Origin of the sequence: Proteus mirabilis HI4320 (assembly GCF_000069965.1) — a bacterium.
Classification (GTDB): Bacteria; Pseudomonadota; Gammaproteobacteria; order Enterobacterales; family Enterobacteriaceae; genus Proteus; species Proteus mirabilis.
The window spans coordinates 1,210,384-1,226,465 of record NC_010554.1; the positions used below are offsets into that span (position 1 = coordinate 1,210,384).

15 protein-coding genes are annotated in these 16,082 nt (G+C 39.8%); 10 read left to right on the plus strand and 5 right to left on the minus strand.

All coding sequences use genetic code 11. The features are described 5' to 3' along the window. Window positions 1-286 precede the first annotated feature (286 nt). Window positions 287-1,072, minus strand: a complete 786-nt coding sequence (gene znuB / locus PMI_RS05550) for a zinc ABC transporter permease subunit ZnuB (RefSeq protein WP_004247983.1) — start codon at window positions 1,070-1,072, stop codon at window positions 287-289. Further along, window positions 1,065-1,790 (minus strand): zinc ABC transporter ATP-binding protein ZnuC, encoded by a 726-nt coding sequence (gene znuC / locus PMI_RS05555; protein ID WP_004242756.1) that lies wholly within the window; start codon window positions 1,788-1,790, stop codon window positions 1,065-1,067. Before znuC ends, znuB begins: the two co-directional genes overlap by 8 nt. 74 nt (window positions 1,791-1,864) lie before the next feature. Between znuC and znuA the strand changes: the two genes are divergently transcribed. The 3 genes from znuA to lpxM all read left to right on the plus strand — a co-directional run bounded on the left by znuA (window position 1,865) and on the right by lpxM (window position 5,231). After that, window positions 1,865-2,809 (plus strand): zinc ABC transporter substrate-binding protein ZnuA, encoded by a 945-nt coding sequence (gene znuA / locus PMI_RS05560; RefSeq protein ID WP_004242757.1) that lies wholly within the window; start codon window positions 1,865-1,867, stop codon window positions 2,807-2,809. Window positions 2,810-2,821: 12 nt separating this feature from the next. After that, entirely contained in the window at window positions 2,822-4,150 is a 1,329-nt protein-coding gene (gene mepM / locus PMI_RS05565) for a murein DD-endopeptidase MepM (protein ID WP_004242759.1), read from the plus strand. Between the two features lie 106 nt (window positions 4,151-4,256). Continuing rightward, on the plus strand, window positions 4,257-5,231 hold the full coding sequence (gene lpxM, locus PMI_RS05570) for a lauroyl-Kdo(2)-lipid IV(A) myristoyltransferase (protein ID WP_004242762.1): 975 nt from the start codon (window positions 4,257-4,259) through the stop codon (window positions 5,229-5,231). 89 nt (window positions 5,232-5,320) lie between these two features. Here lpxM and pyk read toward each other — a convergent pair whose 3' ends face one another. Together pyk and PMI_RS05580 are read right to left on the minus strand one after the other, a co-directional pair. Next, window positions 5,321-6,763: a pyruvate kinase gene (pyk, locus tag PMI_RS05575; RefSeq protein WP_004242765.1), complete on the minus strand. Its 1,443-nt coding sequence runs from the start codon at window positions 6,761-6,763 to the stop codon at window positions 5,321-5,323. A 230-nt stretch (window positions 6,764-6,993) separates the two neighbouring features. Further along, on the minus strand, window positions 6,994-7,836 hold the full coding sequence (locus tag PMI_RS05580; RefSeq protein ID WP_012367880.1) for a MurR/RpiR family transcriptional regulator: 843 nt from the start codon (window positions 7,834-7,836) through the stop codon (window positions 6,994-6,996). 354 nt (window positions 7,837-8,190) lie between these two features. On the opposite strand from PMI_RS05580, the gene zwf reads away from it, so the two are divergent. The 4 genes from zwf (at window position 8,191) to PMI_RS05600 (ending at window position 12,177) form a co-directional block, all read left to right on the plus strand. Next, window positions 8,191-9,666 carry a glucose-6-phosphate dehydrogenase gene (zwf, locus tag PMI_RS05585; protein WP_004242768.1) on the plus strand — a complete coding sequence of 492 codons (1,476 nt, stop codon included), beginning with the start codon at window positions 8,191-8,193 and terminating at the stop codon, window positions 9,664-9,666. A 582-nt stretch (window positions 9,667-10,248) separates the two neighbouring features. Further along, window positions 10,249-10,689 carry a multidrug/spermidine efflux SMR transporter subunit MdtJ gene (gene mdtJ, locus PMI_RS05590; protein WP_012367881.1) on the plus strand — a complete coding sequence of 147 codons (441 nt, stop codon included), beginning with the start codon at window positions 10,249-10,251 and terminating at the stop codon, window positions 10,687-10,689. A 1-nt stretch (window position 10,690) separates the two neighbouring features. Further along, the gene (gene mdtI, locus PMI_RS05595; RefSeq protein ID WP_004247986.1) at window positions 10,691-11,023 is read left to right on the plus strand and encodes a multidrug/spermidine efflux SMR transporter subunit MdtI; all 333 of its coding nucleotides are present in this window, start codon (window positions 10,691-10,693) and stop codon (window positions 11,021-11,023) included. A 290-nt stretch (window positions 11,024-11,313) separates the two neighbouring features. Further along, window positions 11,314-12,177 (plus strand): SDR family oxidoreductase, encoded by an 864-nt coding sequence (locus PMI_RS05600; protein ID WP_012367883.1) that lies wholly within the window; start codon window positions 11,314-11,316, stop codon window positions 12,175-12,177. A gap of 29 nt (window positions 12,178-12,206) precedes the next feature. Here the strand turns inward: PMI_RS05600 and PMI_RS05605 are convergent, their stop codons facing one another. Beyond that, window positions 12,207-12,551 carry a RidA family protein gene (locus PMI_RS05605; protein WP_004242773.1) on the minus strand — a complete coding sequence of 115 codons (345 nt, stop codon included), beginning with the start codon at window positions 12,549-12,551 and terminating at the stop codon, window positions 12,207-12,209. Between the two features lie 85 nt (window positions 12,552-12,636). On the opposite strand from PMI_RS05605, the gene yoaA reads away from it, so the two are divergent. The 3 genes from yoaA to PMI_RS05620 all read left to right on the plus strand — a co-directional run bounded on the left by yoaA (window position 12,637) and on the right by PMI_RS05620 (window position 16,053). Beyond that, window positions 12,637-14,574 (plus strand): DNA repair helicase YoaA, encoded by a 1,938-nt coding sequence (gene yoaA / locus PMI_RS05610; RefSeq protein WP_012367884.1) that lies wholly within the window; start codon window positions 12,637-12,639, stop codon window positions 14,572-14,574. A gap of 93 nt (window positions 14,575-14,667) precedes the next feature. Then, on the plus strand, window positions 14,668-15,369 hold the full coding sequence (gene tsaB / locus PMI_RS05615; RefSeq protein ID WP_004242775.1) for a tRNA (adenosine(37)-N6)-threonylcarbamoyltransferase complex dimerization subunit type 1 TsaB: 702 nt from the start codon (window positions 14,668-14,670) through the stop codon (window positions 15,367-15,369). Between the two features lie 90 nt (window positions 15,370-15,459). Beyond that, window positions 15,460-16,053 carry a Slp family lipoprotein gene (locus PMI_RS05620; protein WP_012367885.1) on the plus strand — a complete coding sequence of 198 codons (594 nt, stop codon included), beginning with the start codon at window positions 15,460-15,462 and terminating at the stop codon, window positions 16,051-16,053. The last annotated feature ends 29 nt before the right edge of the window (window positions 16,054-16,082 follow it).

Consider the following 16,082-nt stretch of genomic DNA (forward strand, 5'->3'; position numbering starts at 1 on the left):
AAGTGGCAAGTTACCGTTGATGGGAGAACCTAGAACATATTTCAAAGCAACTGGTGGGCATATTATAGTCTTCGATCCAGATGGGTGCCGCATAGCGGATATAAGTAAAGAAAGAATAAAAATAGTTGAATGAAACCGTTCACCCAAAGGACAATATTTTATCCCAACTGGTAGTGATACAAAGTTTGCGAGTAAAGAAATACCCGATGTAATTAAAAAATTATAATAGCCCTTGCTATAAATTAGCAAAGGCTATTTTTTTGTTTATAAGATAAACGCTAAACAACTACTGCTTTGCTGGTACAAGCAAGCTCAATACAAATAAACTACTGGCGGCTAATACTACTGATGGGCCTGCAGGGGTGTCATAGAATGCAGAGAAAGTTAATCCCCCAGTGATAGCAAACATACCTACAGCGACGGCAATCACTGCCATCTGTTCTGGTGAACGTGAAAAACGGCGCGCTGTTGCTGCGGGAATAATCAATAGTGACGTAATGATAAGTGCACCAACAAATTTCATTGCCAACCCAATTGTTAATGCGGTGATCATCATCAATTTTAAACGTTCGCGTTGAATATTCACACCATCGACAAAAGCCATATCTTGATTAATAGTCATTGAAAGAAGTGGACGCCATGAACGGATAATCACTAATAAAACAATAACGACACCAATAAAAATACTGATCACATCTTGGTAATTAACGGAGAGTAAATCACCAAAGAGATACGCCATTAAATCAACACGAACATTGGCCATTAAACTGACGACAACAAGCCCTAAAGAAAGGGCGCTATGAGCCATGATACCTAACAAGGTATCAACAGAAAGTTGAGGCTTTAGTTCTAACCAAACTAATAAAATAGCTAACAGCAAAGTTACGGCAATAACGGCATAAAAAGGCTCTATATTAAACAGCAGGCCAAAAGCGACCCCCAATAAAGAGGCGTGGGCGAGGGTATCGCCAAAATAGGACATTCTGCGCCAAACAACAAAGGAGCCTAATGGACCTGCGGCCATCGCTAAGAGCATACCGGCGATCCAGCCCGGTAACAGCAACTCAATCATGATGACACTCCTTATTATGTTGGTGATGATGACGATAAATACCCAGTTGTTCAGCACCACGACTACCAAACATAGCTATAAATTCAGGGTGAGAAGAAACCACATCTGGTGTACCTGAGCAGCAGATATGACCATTTAAACAGAGCACTTCATCTGTTTTAGCCATAACCAGATGTAAGTCATGTGACACCATTAAAATTGCGCAGCCTAATTCATTGCGAAGCTGATTAATTAAATCATAGAGGGCTAATTGACCATTTACATCAACCCCTTGAGTGGGTTCATCTAGAACTAACAGTTGTGGTTGATTAAGTAAAGCTCGGGCGAGTAAAACACGTTGTGATTCACCCCCTGATAATTTTTGCATAGGGGCGTTTATTAATTTTGCTGCATTGACTCGTTCTAAAGCAGGTAAAATATCTTTATCTTTAACACCCGGTTTTAAGGTCATAAACCGCTTGACTGTCAATGGCATAGTTGGATCGAGATAGAGTTTTTGAGGTACATAGCCAATACGTAAACTATGTTGACGTTCAATCTTTCCAGAAGAGGGAGCCAACAACCCTAAAACCAAACGAATAATCGTTGACTTACCCGCACCATTAGGGCCAAGTAAGGTAAGAATACGGCCTGCTTTTAGATTAAAAGAGATATCTTTTAGAATAACGCTTTCACCAAAAGAGACACCAACCGATTTTAAACGAATTAAGTCAGACATAAAATTAGCACTTGCAGAATCATTGAAACGTTATAATATAACATTTCCAATGACGTTTCACGAGAATTTTGCCTATGTTACATAAAAACAACAAATTTGCGCATGGTTTTTTAATTAAATCATGTTTAGTGACTGCTATGATAGCCTCATTTAGTTCATCTGTTCAGGCAGATGTTGTTGCTTCAATTAGGCCGATAGGGTTTATTGCGGCAGCAATTGCTGATGGTGTAACGCCAACAGAAGTTTTATTACCTGATGGGGCATCGCCACATGATTATGCATTAAAACCTTCGGATTTACGCAAAATCACCTCAGCAGATTTAATGGTATGGGTTGGGCCGGATATGGAAGTCTTTTTAGATAGACCATTAAATAGACTTAGTGACAAAAATAAGCTGGCTTTAGCGGAAACTGACAAAATAAAGTCGCTTTTATTGAAAGATGATAATGACAATGTGCATAAACATGAGGAAAATCACGAACATCATTCTCATGGTGATTATAATATGCACATCTGGTTATCACCAGAGATTGCGTTGTCGTCTGCAAAACAGATCCACGATAGGTTAGTGACGCTCTATCCAGATAAAAAAGAACTTCTGGACGTAAACCTAAGTAAATTCAGCGAACAACTCAAGCAAACAGATAAAAATCTTGTTAATATTCTGTCGCCTGTTAAAAACAAGGGTTATTTTGTCTTTCATGATGCTTATGGCTACTTCGAAAAACATTATAATTTAAAGCCATTAGGTCATTTTACGATCAACCCTGAAATACAACCAGGTGCACAGAAATTACATCAAATACGAACACAGTTGGTTGAGCAAAAAGCCACATGTATTTTTGCTGAGCCACAATTTAGGCCGACAGTAATTGAGACAGTGGCGAAAGGCACTGGAGTTAAAATGGGGGTATTAGATCCCCTAGGAAGTGGGATTGCATTAACTCAAGATAGTTATGTGAAATTCCTTACCCAATTAGCTAACCAATATGCGAGCTGCCTGAATGAAACACAATAAGGAATTAAGAACGTGCAGCAGAAGACGAGATCCATTGCACAGGTATATTTAAATTTACCCTTACCACATAAAATTATGCTTGGTTCGTTAACTGCAGCAACACTGGCTGTCGCAATATGGCGGCCAGTTGTGCTTCACACCGAACAAAGCAGAGAAGTTCCTATCAGTATTCAGACTCCCCTAACAACCCAAGGGGAAAACACCGACGATATTATTACCGACAGTAGTGATCAGCTAACAGATGAAGGACTTGTAGGTGCTGATGATGGTGTCGATACTAGCACCGCAGTGGCACAGGTTCCTCATACTTATATTGTCTCCAGTGGAGATTCATTAAGTTCGATATTAACGCAATTTGGTATCGACTCAGCTGATATTGCAACGCTCTCCAATCAAAATAAAGATCTCAGAAACCTTAAAATAGGCCAACCAATAAGTTGGAAACTTGATGATGATGGTTTATTGCAAGAGTTAAGTTGGGGCGTTTCTCGCCGAGAAACTCGTGTTTATACGCGTACGGAAACAGGTTTTACTGAAGCAAAAGAGTTCCAAAAAGGCGAATGGAAAAATAGTGTGACCACAGGGGTTATCCGTGGTAGTTTCTCTGCAAGTGCAACAAATGCTGGCTTAACTAACGCAGAAGCTCGCGCAGTGACTAAAGCTTTGCAATGGCAATTAGACTTTAGAAAATTACAAAGTGGTGATAAATTCTCAGCCCTTTTTTCTCGTGAAGTCTTAGATGGTCGTACCGAACAGAGCGAACTTATTGGTGTGCGGTTACGAAGTGGTGGTAAAGATTACTATGCTTTTCTTGCTGAAGATGGCCGCTACTATGATAGCCAAGCAGGTGGTTTAGAACGTGGTTTTATGCGTTTTCCAACGGTAAAACAGTTTAGAGTCTCTTCTCAATTTAATCCTCGCCGTATCAATCCTGTCACAGGCCGTGTTGCACCGCATAAAGGGGTTGATTTTGCTATGCCTGTTGGTACGCCTGTTTTAGCTACAGGAGATGGTGAAGTCATTGTCTCTAAATACAGTGGTGCAGCAGGTAATTTTATTGCTATCCGTCATGGTAGCCAATATACCACTCGTTATATGCACTTACGCCAACTGTTAGTCAAACCGGGACAACGTGTAAAACGAGGTGATCGCATTGCACTATCCGGAAATACAGGGCGCTCCACAGGGCCACACTTACATTATGAATTATGGATCAACCAACAAGCAGTTAATCCATTAACAGCTAAATTACCTCGTGCAGATGGCCTAACAGGCAAAGAGAAGCGTGAATACTTAGCTAAAGTAAAAGAGATCATGCCTCAATTAACGTTAGATAATTGACATTAAACAAGAAGTTAAAGACATAAAAGCGGATGATTGATATCATCCGTTTTTGTTTTAATGATTTTTACGCCTATTTAGAGGTGTCAGTTCAGCGAGTTATCTGATGAATAAAGAAAAAGATACAGATAGTAAAGCGGGTTATGTACCGACTTTTCACCGCGCCTATTTGCATCCTCGTCATTGGGGAACCTGGTTTGGTGCAGGCGTATTGTGTGCATTAGCGTATATGCCGGTAAAATGGCGTGATCCGCTCCTTGCTTCTATAGGTCGTTTTGTTGGGCGTAAAGCGAAAAGTGCCAGACGTCGTGCAGATATCAATTTAAGATATTGTTTTCCTCACTGGGATAAAGCACAACGAGAAGATGTGCTTGATAAAATGTTTGAAACAGCGCCACAGTCTTTCGTGATGCTTGCAGATCTTTGTTTAAGAGGGGCTAAACACACATTACAGCGTACCTCTTGGGAAGGGATAGAGATTATAGAGCGCTTAAAAGCACAAGGGCGTAATGTTATTTTTATGGTACCGCATGGATGGGCTGTTGATGTACCTGCCATGTTATTGGCAGCTAAAGGGCAAAAAATGGCAGCAATGTTTCACCACCAAAAAGATCCGGTGACTGATTATTTATGGAATAAAGCACGTTACCATTTCGGCGGACGTTTACACTCGCGCGAAGCGGGGATAAAACCTTTTATTTCAACGGTGCGCCAAGGGTTTTGGGGGTATTATTTACCTGACCAAGATCATGGTGCAGAGCATAGTCAATTTGTGGATTTTTTTGGTACCTATAAAGCCACATTACCGGCGATTGGCCGATTAATGAAAGTATGCAGAGCGGCCATTGTGCCACTGTTTCCTGTTTACTGTCATAAAACGCATCAACTAAAGATTATTATCCGTGAGCCGATGGATGATATAGAAGGGCAAGATGATCGTTATATTGCGCGTCGGATGAATGAAGAGCTAGAAGCGTTAGTCTCACCAACACCAGAGCAATATACTTGGATCTTGAAACTATTAAAAACGCGTAAAGAGGGGGAAATAGAACCTTATGCGCGTGAGAATATCCTAGACTAGTCCATTGCTGGTGAACGAATAGGAAGATAAAAAAACGGGCACTATTTAAAGTGCCCGTTTGCTATTTTGCTATAAAAGAATAAGAACGATTATTCTACGGTAAGGATACGACAAGTATTGGTACTTCCGATCGTGCCCATCTGGTCACCTTGCGTGACTAAGACTAAATCACCTGAAACTAAAAAGCCTTTTTCACATAAACGCATAATAGCTTCATTAGCGGCAGCAATACCGTCAGTATGAGTACTGCAATAAACAGGCGTAACACCTCGATAAAGTGCAGTTTGGTTTAATGTTTTCTCATGGCGTGACATAGAGAAAATAGGTAAACCGGTGCTAATTCGTGACATCATACGGGCAGTACGACCGGACTCAGTCATAGCGATAATCGCATTAACGCCTTTCATATGGTTAGCTGCATACATGGTTGACATGGCTATCGCTTCTTCAGCATTATCAAATACCATATCTAAACGGTGTTTTGATACATTGGCCGCAGGCATTTTTTCCGCGCCTAAGCAGACTTGTGCCATTGCGGCTACAGTTTCAGCGGGATATTGTCCTGCTGCTGTTTCAGCCGATAACATAACGGCATCTGTACCATCTAATACCGCATTGGCGACGTCCATGACTTCTGCACGAGTTGGCATTGGGTTAGTTATCATCGATTCCATCATTTGAGTGGCTGTGATAACAACACGATTTAGCTGACGAGCACGACGGATGAGTTTTTTCTGTACCCCGACTAATTCAGGATCACCAATTTCTACGCCTAAATCACCACGGGCAACCATGACAACATCAGAAGCGAGAATGATCTCATCGATAATTTCATCATTGGCAACGGCTTCGGCACGTTCAACTTTCGCGACAATTTGGCACTCACAGCCTGCATCACGTGCTAAGCGACGTGCATAATTAAGATCTTCGCCTGTTCTTGGAAAGGAGACAGCAAGATAATCAACACCAATTTTGGCTGCAGTAATAATATCTTGTTTATCTTTTTCAGTTAATGCTTCAGCAGAAAGACCACCACCGAGTTTATTGATCCCTTTATTATTAGATAATGGGCCACCGACAGTCACTTCAGTGAAAACTTTCAGGCCTTCGACTTTAAGGACTTTTAATTGAACACGTCCATCATCAAGTAGCAAGATATCGCCAGGAACAACATCGGCAGGTAACCCTTTATAGTCAATACCGACTTTAGTTTGGTCGCCTTCGCCTTTTTCTAAATTGGCATCAAGGAGAAATTTGTCTCCCACATTAAGAAATACTTTGCCTTCTTTAAATGTCGAAACACGGATTTTCGGACCCTGCAAATCGCCTAAAATAGCAACATGGCGACCAAGTCTAGCTGCTATTTCACGGGTGCGATTAGCACGAGCAAGATGATCTTCTGCAGAGCCATGAGAGAAATTTAATCGAACAACATTTGCACCAGCAGTAATGATTTTTTCTAGGTTATTATCACGATCTGTTGCTGGGCCTAAGGTGGTAACAATTTTTGTTCTTCTGAGCCGTCTGGACATGCATTACTCCGTTGACCTTGAACGAAAGGTATTGGCTATTGGATAAAACGGAGGTAAGTAACATTCTATCCAATATGTTAAGTGAAACGCTTCAAGCTAATTGTAACATACTTAGGTGTTTTCATCATATGTGAGAGTTAGCTCGCAGTTATGCTACCATTTTTCAAAAAGTTATCTAGTCAAGGGCACACTGCTAAATGTGACTATACTAACAAATTCATTTAAAACGGTTACTTATCAAAGCGCGAATCGCGTAATGCTTCTTTGACACGCTTCAAGTTATCTCTAAATTTTGGCCCTCGGCGTAAAATAAACCCTGTAGCCAGAACATCAATAACGGTAAGTTGTGCAAGGCGAGAAATCATCGGCATGTAGATATCGGTATCTTCCGGTACATCAAGTAAGATGGGTAACGTTGCTTCGGCGGCTAATAAAGAGCCAGAAGTGGTAATCGCTATTACTGATGCATCATTTTCACGTGCAATTTTAGCAATTTCGACTAAATTTTTAGTACGACCTGTGTGAGACACAATCACCACAACATCACCGTCGATACTATTTATACAGCTCATTCGTTGCATGATAACATCATCAAAATAGGTCACGGGAATGTTGAAACGTGAGAATTTATTCATGGCATCATGTGCGACGGCGGCAGAAGCACCTAGACCAAAAAACGAGATTTTTCTTGCTTGAGTAAGAATATCGACAGCTCGATTAATAACCGCAATATCGAGATTATTTTTGACATTCTCTAAACCCGCCATCGCGGATTCAAATATTTTATTGGTATAAGCAGAGACAGAATCGGAGTCATCAATGTTACGATTGACATAAGGTGTACCATTGGCAATGCTTTGTGCTAATTGTAACTTAAAATCTGGAAATCCTTTTGTTGCCATGCGTCGACAAAAACGATTTACAGTGGGCTCACTAACATCAGCTGTTTTCGCCATAAGAGCGATACTTGAATGGATCACGGTTTGTGGTGTTGTTAAAACAACCTCAGCCACTTTTTTTTCTGATTTACTCAAGATGTCCAGACTAGACTGAACCCTTTCCAATATATTCATTAAATATACAGATCCTTGGCTTTGCCAATTTCAATAAAAGGAGAAATCTATAACGGTTTTATGAAAATATACTACGCATATAACAGCACTTACATCGCTGACAGCCCCTTAAAAGGGCTTTTTTCATCAAAGTATGACCTGTGTCTAACTTTCAAAGCTGAAAACAATTAACAAAACTGTTGTAAATTTACATAGAAATAGAAAAAGCTAGACATAAAAAACCGGTGGTTAATAAGATGTAAGGGGCGTTAAAGACTAAAACACGCAAGCGTATTTACTGCGTACACCCAAAAGAGTACATTAATACGAAATTATGTAACAAAATTACAAAATCTCATCATGAGGAGACGTACTATGGCAGCGATATCGACTGCTCAGGCCTGTGATCTGGTTATCTTCGGTACTAAAGGGGATCTTGCCCGTCGTAAGTTAATTCCATCACTTTATCAACTGGAAAAGGCAGGATATATTCACCCTGATACACGTATCATCGGTGTTGGTCGTGCTGATTGGGATGTAGCTGCTTATACAAATGTTGCCCATGAAGCATTACAAACTTTTTTAAAAGAAGAGATTAACCCTGAAATTTGGCAACGTTTAAGTGCTCGTCTCGATTTTTGTAATCTTGATGTCAATGAAACTGACCACTTTATTGAGTTAGCAAAACATCTAAAACAAGACAAATTACCGGCGATTTACTATTTTGCAATGCCACCAAGTACTTTCAGTGCGATGTGTAAAGGTTTGGGACATGCTAAATTAAATAAAGAGCCAAACCGTGTGGTTATGGAAAAACCACTAGGAACAGATTTAGCGTCTTCAGTTTCTATTAATGATAGTGTGGCGAAATACTTTAAAGAGAGTCAAATTTATCGTATCGACCACTACTTGGGTAAAGAAACCGTTTTAAACTTATTGGCCTTACGTTTTGCTAACTCCTTATTTGTTAATAATTGGGATAACAAAACGATAGATCATGTCCAAATCACGGTGGCAGAAGAAGTTGGTATTGAAGGACGTTGGGGGTATTTCGATCAAGCGGGTCAAATGCGTGATATGGTGCAAAATCACCTATTACAAATTTTGACGATGATCGCCATGTCACCACCTGCTGATTTAACGGCTGATAGTATCCGCCAAGAAAAAGTGAAAGTGCTGCGCTCATTACGTCGTATTGATATGACTAATGTCCGTGAAAAAACGGTTCGTGGGCAATATACGGCCGGTTTTGTACAAGGTAAAAAAGTACCGGGCTATCTGGATGAAGAGGGTGCCAATAAAGCCAGTAATACAGAGACCTTTGTTGCAATTCGTGCTGATATTGATAACTGGCGTTGGGCGGGTGTACCCTTCTATTTAAGAACCGGTAAGCGTATGCCAAGTAAATGCTCGGAAGTGGTGGTCTATTTTAAAAAACCCGCTCTGAATATTTTCAGTGAAACCTATCAAGAGTTACCACAAAATAAACTCACTATTCGTTTACAGCCAGATGAAGGTATTGATATTGAAGTGCTAAATAAAGCACCAGGTCTTGATCATAAACACCGCTTACAAACTACTAAATTAGACTTAAGTTTCTCCGAAACTTTTAATCAAACTCATTTAGCTGATGCTTATGAGCGGTTGTTGCTTGAGGCAATGCGGGGTATTCAAGCGCTATTTGTCCGCCGTGATGAAGTAGAAGAAGCATGGAAATGGGTCGATTCAATTATTAATGCATGGGAATGCGATAATGAATTACCTAAGCCATACCAAGCAGGAACATGGGGGCCGGTTGCATCTGTTGCAATGATCACTCGTGATGGCCGCTCTTGGAATGAAATTGAGTAGGGAATTTCATCGTCAGATATAGTCCCTAACTAATATAAATAACACCGTAAAATAAGAGGTCGAGTTTTGCGGTGTTTTTTTATTAAGCATGATTACTGCGATATAAATGAATAAATTAATAACAAGTTCAGCTAAGAATTGATTAACTATGCAGTGTATTGCAATCTTCAACTTAAAACCTAAATAAAACCAATCAATTACCTAAAAAATTTTTGCAGAAGATCCTTGCTTTAAATAATTCGGCATGATAGAAATATCATGTAACATTTATCCATATTATATGAGGGTTCGGAGTATATCGTGCGGATGGTCTGCGCGATGAAAGAATAAATAATCATGACTAGCGCCAAAAGCGTAAAAGTTAAACGTTCTACTTATAAGTTATTCCTTTCTGCTATTTTATCCAGCGAACACTACTGGTGTGGCGCATTATAGAAATTTCTCATCCTACTTCCTGATATATCAGGAAATAACGTTGCCTTAACGTTCGGTTTTATACCGCCAGAAAGACTATCTGCATATTCTCTATCTTCTGCGCAAGAAACGTTTAGGCGTGCTTTAAACGTGTATGAGAGATGAAAAATGATTTATTGGATATTTTTAGTTTTAGCTATTATCTGTGAAGTGATCGGCACTTTATCAATGAAGTATGCCAGTGTCAGCGGTGGTTACACTGGTATGATCGTTATGTGGTTAATGATTGCCACTTCCTATATCTTTTTAGCCATAGCCGTAAAAAAAGTGGCATTAGGTGTAGCTTATGCACTGTGGGAAGGTATTGGAATTGTCATTATTACAACATTTAGCGTGCTTTGGTTTGGTGAATCACTGTCAGCATTAAAATTAGGTGGTTTAGCAATGTTAATTGCGGGGATCACTTTGATTAAGTCAGGCACTAAAAAATCGGTGGTTGCTAAAAAAACAACCGATTCGGTAAAAAATATTGCCGGAAAAGCCAAACAGGTTGCTACTGTGGTAAAGGGAGTTAATAAGCCAATTTCTTCTAATGTTAAAGAGGCTTAATATGTTAGCTCAATTTGAATGGTGGCATGGCGCTTTTCTTCTTCTTGCTGTTGTGCTTGAAATCGTGGCCAATATATTCTTGAAAATGTCTAACGGTTTTAGTCGTTGGGGGTTGGGAATATTGTCATTGCTTTGTGTGTTAGGCGCATTTAGTTCATTGGCAATGGCCGTAAAGGGGATAGAGCTTTCTGTTGCTTACGCACTATGGGGAGCTTTTGGTATTATTGCCACTATCGCCGCTGGGTGGATCTTATTTAATCAACGCCTAAATTATAAAGGATGGAGTGGAATTATATTATTATTAGTCGGTATGATAATGATTAAATTCGCTTAACTCTATTTTACATAGCAAAGTAAAGCATATTAAATAAAAAAGCTAAGTTTCTTGTAAACTTAGCTTTTTTGTTTCTATAAATATCTATTAAAAATGATGTGTTTAAAATAACAAAATTTATAGTAAAAATAGCCTTACTATTTCAACACTAAAAAGAGTGAAATTTGAAGATGCAATAGAATCTATCACTAACAACGGTGAGTATATTGCATTTATTATGCTAAGCGCAGTTGCTATTAATTTATCATTGATGTTACTTTTCATGATAATTAAAAAAGAAAGGAGTTGAAATGAAACGGATATTAGTCGCGGGAGCAACAGGATATTTGGGTGGTTTTTTAATTCAAGAATTAAAAAAACAAGGATATTGGGTACGTGTTTTAGTTAGAAATCATCAACAAGCGACAAAGTTTGCGGATGTTGATGACATATTCATCGGCGAGATCACAAAACCAGAGCAACTTTCTTTGATTGCTCAAAATATTGATTGCGTGATATCAACGGTAGGGATCACTCGGCAAAAAGAAGGGTTAACCTATATGGATGTGGATTATCAGGCAAATGCCAATTTATTAGAAGAAGCGATTAAATCGAAGGTTAATAAATTTATTTATATCTCGGCTATTGATGGCGAAACACACCGAAATCTAAAGATTTTTCAAGCAAAGGAGCGCTTTGTTGATAAATTAAAACAAGCCAATTTAGCATACTGTATTGTAAGACCTAATGGTTATTTTAGCGATATGGGGGATTTTTTACAGATGGCAGCATCGGGTAAAGTTTATTTATTTGGTGATGGCGAACAAAAAATAAATCCTATCTCTGGAAAAGATTTAGCGCAATTTATTGTCGAGAAAATGACAACCAATATAAATGAATTCACTGTAGGTGGACCGGATATTCTATCTTTGAATCAAATATGTGAACTCGCAGGAAGCGCATTAGATAAAAAAATTAAAATAATCCATTTACCCGATACGTTAAGAAAAATAACTATTTTTACGTTACGTCATTTTACGAGCCAAAAATTTTATGGGCCATTAGAGTTTTTTTTAACTTTTATGGCAAACAGTCATATTGGTATGTGTTATGGGCATGATCATTTATCAAATTATTATATTGAATTAGCTGATCCGACATATAAGAGAAAATAGTACCCGCATGTGCGGGTGCTAATAAAAAATTAGAGAGCAGCGATGATTTTAATTTCTACTTTATATTCAGGATGCATGAGTTGAGCCTGAACGGTACAACGTACTGGCGCGCTCCCTTTAGCAACCCATGCATCCCATGCTTGATTCATACCTGCAAAATCGGCTTTATCGGCTAAAAATAGTGTTGCATCAAGGATCTTACTTTTATCTGATCCCACTCTTTGTAATAACACATCAATAGCTGCTAATGTATCTGCAGTTTGTTCGATTATATCCCCTGATAAGTTTTCAGGAACTGCAGTGTAATAGACAGTATCATTATAAATAACCGCTTCAGACCAACGGTCCTCTGGATCGATACGTTTTATAGTCACGATAAATTCTCCTTTGTATTAACAACGTGGGTGGTACTTTTAGCTATCCACTGGCATAATTTACGTCTTATTTTATAAAAAGAGTATGCCTGTGTCAGACGATTTTGCAGAAAACGGGATTTTAACCCGACGCGTTCCTGGATTTCATCCCCGTGAAGCTCAACGACAAATGGCGATATCAGTAACAGAGGTTATTGATAAACAAGGTGTGCTTATTGCAGAAGCGGGGACCGGGACAGGGAAAACCTATGCCTATCTTGTGCCTGCATTACGTTCTGGGAAAAAAACTATCATCTCTACCGGATCTAAGGCATTACAAGATCAACTGTATAGTCGTGATCTCCCCACCATAATAGAAGCGCTAGACTACGATGGTACAACGGCTTTATTAAAAGGTCGCTCTAATTATTTGTGTTTAGAACGTTTAGATCAGCAAATGCTCAGTGGCGGTGATTTAGAAGCAGAAGTACTTGCTGATGTTATGCATGTACGCCAATGGTCAACGCAAACAGAAGATGGTGATATTAGTCGCTGTCATAGTGTGGCGGAAGATAGCAAAGTATGGCCATTGGTGACTAGCACTAATGATAATTGTCTGGGCAGTGATTGTCCTCGCTACAAAGAGTGTTATGTATTAAGTGCCCGTAAAAATGCGTTAGCCGCTGATGTGGTGGTTGTTAATCATCACCTTTTTATGGCAGATACGGTAGTAAAAGATACTGGTTTTGGTGAGCTGATCCCCGATGCGGAGATAATGATCTTCGATGAGGCGCATCAAATTCCTGATATAGCGAGCCACTACTTCGGTCAACAGCTCACTAGTCGTCAATTATTCGATCTAGCGCGAGATATGATTGTGGCGTATCGCACTGAAGTGCGTGATCAAGTGCAACTGCAAAAAAGTGCTGACCGTTTAACTCAAATGGTACAAGATTTTCGTCTTAGCTTAGGTGATACGGGTTTTCGGGGTAACTTAAGGGAACTATTACAAAATAAGGAAACCAAACGCTATTTAACCTTCTTAGATGATGCGTTAGAGCTAAGTTATGATGTAATGAAGCTCTCTTTAGGGCGTAGCCAATTACTGGATAGTGCGTTTGAACGGGCAACACTTTATCGTAATCGTTTAAAACGCCTAATTGATACGACGATTGCCGGATACAGTTATTGGTTTGAAAGCTATGGTCGTCATTTTTTACTGGCGATCACGCCACTTTCGGTTGCTGATAAATTTCGTGAGCTGATTAAGTCCCATAAAAGTAGTTGGATATTTACTTCTGCAACACTCTCTGTAGATGAAAAAATGTCTTATTACACAGATAGATTAGGACTGGAAAATGCCACGACATTAATTTTAAATAGCCCATTTGATTATCAACATCAAACGTTGCTCTGTGTACCACGTTATTTACCTCCGTTAAATCAACCATACACCGCGAAGCGTTTAGCCGCTATGCTGGCTCCTGTGATCTTAAAAAATCAGGGGCGTTGTTTTTTTCTTTGTACCTCTCACGCTATGATGCGTGGATTAGCCGAAGAGTTTAAAGCCAGCTTACCACTTCCCGTGTTAATGCAAGGCGAAATGGGGAAATCGCAATTATTGAAAAAATTTGTTTCCTCAGGCAATGCGTTACTTGTCGCGACCCAAAGTTTTTGGGAAGGGGTGGATGTCAGGGGAGATACACTTTCTTGTGTGATCATTGATAAATTACCCTTTACCGCACCTGACGATCCATTATTAAGAGCACGTATTGAAGATTGTCAATTACGTGGTGGTGATGCATTTCGGGATGTACAAATCCCTGATGCGGTGATCACTCTAAAGCAAGGCGTCGGGCGTTTGATCCGCGATATACATGACTATGGTGCCATTATTGTTTGTGATGATAGATTAGTTTCAAGGCCTTATGGGGAAGTGTTTTTAAGTAGTTTGCCCCCATCACCACGAACCCGTTCATTAGAAAAAACCAGTTATTTTTTAAGCCAACGGGCACAACGAAATGAAATAGTGTCGGAGTCATAATAGTGATTACATATGATGTGTATTTATTCTGTTGAATACTATTATGATATTATTCTTTCTCTTTTTACTTATTGAATCTGCCGGAGTTATGGCGTGTCACTGCGAATTTTAGCAATTGATACCGCAACTGAGTCTTGTACTGTTGCGGTTTGGAATGAAGGTGTCGTTGCTTCACGTTTTGAAATTTCACCGCGTGAACATACACAAAAAATTTTACCAATGGTGAAAAGTGCTTTAGAAGAAGCCAATTTATCACTGCAATCCTTAGATGCCCTCGCTTTTGGTCGTGGTCCGGGCAGTTTTACCGGTGTTCGCATTGGTGTCGGTGTTGCGCAAGGTATCGCACTAGGGGCTAATTTGCCACTGATTGGTATTTCTTCTCTTGCCACCATGGCAGAAGGCGTCTTTAGAACAACAGGCATTAAGCAAGTTTTAGTCGCCATTGATGCCCGTATGGGGGAAATCTACTGTGCCCAATATCAGCGTAATGACGCTGGCATTTGGTCTGGTGAAGAAACAGAAGCGGTAATGAAACCAGAACAATTTGCCGAAACGCTACAAGCTACCACAGGTCGCTGGGCAATTGCGGGTACGGGGTGGCAAGCTTATCCTGATTTAGCTTTATCATTGCCTTTTACCGTGGTTGAAACGCAAATTACTTTGCCTGCGGCACAAGATATGTTGCCACTTGCCGTTACAGCATGGCATGAAGGGAAAGCAACTAAAGTAGAAGAGGCCGAGCCTGTTTATTTACGTAATGAAGTCACTTGGAAAAAATTACCAGGACGGGAATAGATTGTTAGCGATTTTCTGTTAGAAGTGACAGAGTGACGCTATACTTATCTTAGAGTGTAACGTACTTAATGACGTACAAAGAGGTGGTTTATGAACAGACAATTAAACTACCGTTTGGTAAGTAAAGCGCTATTTTTATCTGGCGCTCTATTACTAACGGGCTGCGTCTCTATACCTGAATCTATTAAAGGGACAACAGCAACTCCTGTTACTGACTTAAATGTAGTTCTAGCGGCACCGGAGCTTTATGTCGGTCAAGAAGGTCGTTTTGGTGGGCGAGTGATAGAGGTTAAGAATCTACCTTCAACAACCCAGTTAGAAATTGCTGTGATGCCACTTTCTCACTATGATGCGGCTCCTGAGTTACAGCAACCTTCTGTTGGTCGTCTTTATGCGAATGTTACTCATTTTTTAGATCCAACAGATTATAAAAATCAGTATGTCACGGTAGTGGGTACGATCAAAGGTGTAAAAACAGGCAAAGTGGGTGAAGCCGTTTATCCATTTTTACGTATCGATGTTACAGGAATGAAACGCTGGACATTAACGCAACAAGTTATTATGCCTGCGCCTGTTATGACATGGGGATACTATGGTAATGCCCCTTACTGGTATAATTATGGCTATGGTGGCTATGGGGCATATCCATATGGTACTGGCCAAGTTGTCCCCGTTTTGGAGTAATAAACTAGAATAATTGTTAATGACGATAT

Excerpts from the sequence above, each read along its gene's own strand:
- znuB (WP_004247983.1), bottom strand. The coding sequence starts at position 1,072 with ATGATTGAGTTGCTGTTACCGGGCTGGATCGCCGGTATGCTCTTAGCG.
- znuC (WP_004242756.1), bottom strand. The coding sequence starts at position 1,790 with ATGTCTGACTTAATTCGTTTAAAATCGGTTGGTGTCTCTTTTGGTGAA.
- znuA (WP_004242757.1), top strand. The coding sequence starts at position 1,865 with ATGTTACATAAAAACAACAAATTTGCGCATGGTTTTTTAATTAAATCA.
- lpxM (WP_004242762.1), top strand. The coding sequence starts at position 4,257 with ATGAATAAAGAAAAAGATACAGATAGTAAAGCGGGTTATGTACCGACT.
- pyk (WP_004242765.1), bottom strand. The coding sequence starts at position 6,763 with ATGTCCAGACGGCTCAGAAGAACAAAAATTGTTACCACCTTAGGCCCA.
- PMI_RS05580 (WP_012367880.1), bottom strand. The coding sequence starts at position 7,836 with ATGAATATATTGGAAAGGGTTCAGTCTAGTCTGGACATCTTGAGTAAA.
- zwf (WP_004242768.1), top strand. The coding sequence starts at position 8,191 with ATGGCAGCGATATCGACTGCTCAGGCCTGTGATCTGGTTATCTTCGGT.
- mdtJ (WP_012367881.1), top strand. The coding sequence starts at position 10,249 with ATGATTTATTGGATATTTTTAGTTTTAGCTATTATCTGTGAAGTGATC.
- mdtI (WP_004247986.1), top strand. The coding sequence starts at position 10,691 with ATGTTAGCTCAATTTGAATGGTGGCATGGCGCTTTTCTTCTTCTTGCT.
- PMI_RS05600 (WP_012367883.1), top strand. The coding sequence starts at position 11,314 with ATGAAACGGATATTAGTCGCGGGAGCAACAGGATATTTGGGTGGTTTT.
- yoaA (WP_012367884.1), top strand. The coding sequence starts at position 12,637 with ATGCCTGTGTCAGACGATTTTGCAGAAAACGGGATTTTAACCCGACGC.
- PMI_RS05620 (WP_012367885.1), top strand. The coding sequence starts at position 15,460 with ATGAACAGACAATTAAACTACCGTTTGGTAAGTAAAGCGCTATTTTTA.